At 69.4% G+C, this 2,732-nt stretch carries 3 protein-coding genes; 2 read left to right on the top strand and 1 reads right to left on the bottom strand.

Going from position 1 to position 2,732, the window contains the following annotated elements:
• Nucleotides 1–387: 387 nt before the first annotated feature.
• Nucleotides 388–1,059 (bottom strand): ZIP family metal transporter, encoded by a 672-nt coding sequence (locus KME75_RS40790; protein ID WP_219420345.1) that lies wholly within the window; start codon nt 1,057–1,059, stop codon nt 388–390.
• A 451-nt stretch (nt 1,060–1,510) separates the two neighbouring features.
• Here KME75_RS40790 and KME75_RS40785 point away from each other — a divergent pair, with 451 nt between their 5' ends.
• Nucleotides 1,511–2,005 carry an Rv3235 family protein gene (locus tag KME75_RS40785; RefSeq protein ID WP_219420344.1) on the top strand — a complete coding sequence of 165 codons (495 nt, stop codon included), beginning with the start codon at nt 1,511–1,513 and terminating at the stop codon, nt 2,003–2,005.
• A gap of 100 nt (nt 2,006–2,105) precedes the next feature.
• The gene (locus KME75_RS40780) at nt 2,106–2,468 is read left to right on the top strand and encodes a hypothetical protein (protein WP_219420343.1); all 363 of its coding nucleotides are present in this window, start codon (nt 2,106–2,108) and stop codon (nt 2,466–2,468) included.
• Nucleotides 2,469–2,732: the final 264 nt, after the last annotated feature.

The following is a 2,732-nucleotide window of genomic DNA, read 5'->3' as shown; positions in this document are numbered from 1 at the left end:
GATCGCAAACTTTAAGACCTGGCGCATCATGCACACCGACTACCGGCGGCCGCTGGCGACGTTCGACACGACGATCTCGGCGGTTATCGGACTGCACTTCTACTTGGCGGCTGAATAGGCCTCCGTGTCGGTTGTGCCGGAGGACCAGGAGCGAGGACCACGAGCCGATGCTATCGATGAGGCCGGAGGCCCGGTCCACCGTAACCGCCAGTTACGCTGCCTCGCCCAAGTCATCGTCCACGCCGCGCCGGCCAGCTCAGGCGGGACGCCGTGGCCCTGAACACGCCTCGCGCCGCCGCCTCCGCTTCGCTGGCTCGGACCACAGCGGCCGGCCCAACTCTCTGGAAGGCGCCGTGCAATCCGGCGAGGCCGCAGCCCGCAGCCTGCTCAGCGCTCGCCGAGGTAGACCGAGATGAGAGCGAAGACCGCGAACCCGCCGGTCAGAAATAGCGGGCCCAACCGGCTGGTCTGGCCTTCGTGGGCCTCGGACACCATTTCCTCGACCACGACGCTGGTCAAGGCGCCTCCGGTGAGGGCCAGGACCGACAAGGTGATCACCTCCGGCGCGTTGCGCAGGGTGAAGTAGCCGAGCGTCGCGCCTACGAGGATCGGCAGGGTGAAACTCGCTGCCATGAGGATCCGGGTTCGGCGGCGGATCTTCGCCCGCTGGAGCGTGGCGATCGCGGCGAAGCCCTCGGGCACATCGGCGGGGACCTGCCCGAGGGCCAGAAGAAGACCCAGAGCCGGGTTCAGCACGGTGCCGGTGCCGATCATGACGCCGTCGCTGAACAGGTCCAGCGAGACCCCGGAGAAGATCGCCAGCGGGCCGTTCGCGTCCTCCCGGCGGCCGAGGATGCTGCGGATGTGGCCGAGCAGGTGCCCGATGTAGATGAAGAACGCGCCGCCGGCGACGAATGCCACGATGGGCACCCACGGCGGGCGCGCGTTCAAGGCCTCCGGCATCAGCTCGAGCCCAACCACGGCCAGCACGATGCCCGCGGCCAGATGCAGCGCCAGACTCAAAGCCCGCTCCGAGACGTTGACTACCTCGGCGAGCACGCCTCCTAGGAAGTTTCCGACCGCCGGAAGCGCAGCCAGAGCCAGGACCAGGAGGAATCCGTTCATCGGGAGGGCGACCTCTGCAGGGTTCGGTGTCCTGTTGCGACGTTCCGCACTCGTGTACCCAAAGGACGCACCAGGACGCCGACCGCGCCGAGCGGACCGGTGATCCGAGCGGCGGTCGTGGCGCGGTGGGGTTTGTGCTCAGGGCCGCGTCGGCCAAATAGCCCCGATGGACCGCCTTCGGCGGGGCCTGTCGGCCCTTGGCTTAGCACGGCCTGACTCACCGTCAAGGGCGCTGCGCTGCGCTCCGCGTCGCTGCGCGACGGCCTTCGGCCGCCCTTGACGGCGAGCCTCCACGGCCGTGCTGGGGCGCCTTGCGGCGGCGGGGGACAGCACCCCGCCACCCCAAGGGGACGGGCCGACAGGCCTCGGGATCCGGGAGGCCACGATGACCAGTAGCAGCGGGAAGGCTCTCCGGATCCGTCCGATCGCCTACGAGCCGACCGCCGAACCGGCGCAGCCGTCGACGATGTCCTGCCCGCACTGCGGCGCATCGATCATGTCCGGGGCTACCGACCCGGCGGCGGACACGTCCGGCGTGCGTGCCGCGGCGATCGTGGTGGACTTGCCGGACGCCGCGCCGGTACAGCTTCCGGTGGCGCGGGTGCTCCGGCTGATCCTCGAGGTGATCGACGCCCGGCGTCCGGTCGCACAGCTGGCCGCAGTGGCTGCGCCGTCTGTGCTGCGCTACGCCCGTGCGGCGCGTCTGGCCGGGCGCTCGGCGCGGGTGTCGCGGCTGCTGTCGCTTCGGGTGTGCCGCCCGACCGAGCACGCCGTGGAGGCGGTCGCCGTCGTGGCGGTCGACCAGCGGCACCGCGCCGTCGCCGCTCGCTTCGAGCAGCAGCAGACCGGCTGGCGGTGCGTCGCCCTGCGAATCCTCTAGCCGCGAGCACACCATGCGGACGACGATCCGCTGTGGACAACTTCACCGGACCTGTGGATGGACTCAGGTGATGGGGCAAAGGGCAGGCACGATACGAGGTATGCCGCGCCACGCCAATGCCCCCGAATCGTCTCGACCGCCGACGGTGGTCGAGCTGCTCGAGCGAGTCGCCGTGGAACGGGGTCTCGACTTCGAACCGCCGCCCGAGGTGATAGTCGAGGCACTCCCCGCGCTGACCCAGATCGTTGAACGCCTGACGGACCGCTGTCGCGACGTGCAGGAGCGGCGCTGGCTCGCCGCCGCACTGGCCGCGCTCTCCCACCACGTACAAGCCAGCACGCTCCGCGAGCTGCCCATGGGTGGGGTGCTGAACGACATGCCCCGGGGCGTCGGGGAGTGGCCGGACCAGCCTGGGAACGAGCCCCGTGGCGTACTGCCTGCCATCAAACGTGGTGCGAAGTAGCGTTGCCAGGTGGGTCTCCGGGCAACTTGTGAGGTCGCCGCCGTGACTGTTGGTGCTGGTAGAGGCCCTGGACCATGCCGACGGACGACCTTGTAAACAGTAGGTCGTCGGTTCGATCCCGACCTCCGGCTCAAGCTCTGATGTGATGAAGGAGCGGGGCCTCCGCTCCTCGTGACTCCCGGCTCATGCTCGGGGTGCTCACACCATCGATTTGAGGAGGCCCCTGTGAGCGAATCGTACGAGGGTCGGCAGATCGTCGGGATG

This window comes from Pseudonocardia nigra, assembly GCF_019396355.1.
GTDB classification, from domain to species: Bacteria; Actinomycetota; Actinomycetes; order Mycobacteriales; family Pseudonocardiaceae; genus Pseudonocardia; species Pseudonocardia nigra.
Note: the sequence above shows the minus strand (reverse complement) of the source record. Positions and strands in the feature narration are given on the sequence as shown.

What these genes read in the sequence shown, in the direction of transcription:
- KME75_RS40785 (WP_219420344.1), top strand. Translation starts at nt 1,511, where the DNA reads ATGACCAGTAGCAGCGGGAAGGCTCTCCGGATCCGTCCGATCGCCTAC.
- KME75_RS40780 (WP_219420343.1), top strand. Translation starts at nt 2,106, where the DNA reads ATGCCGCGCCACGCCAATGCCCCCGAATCGTCTCGACCGCCGACGGTG.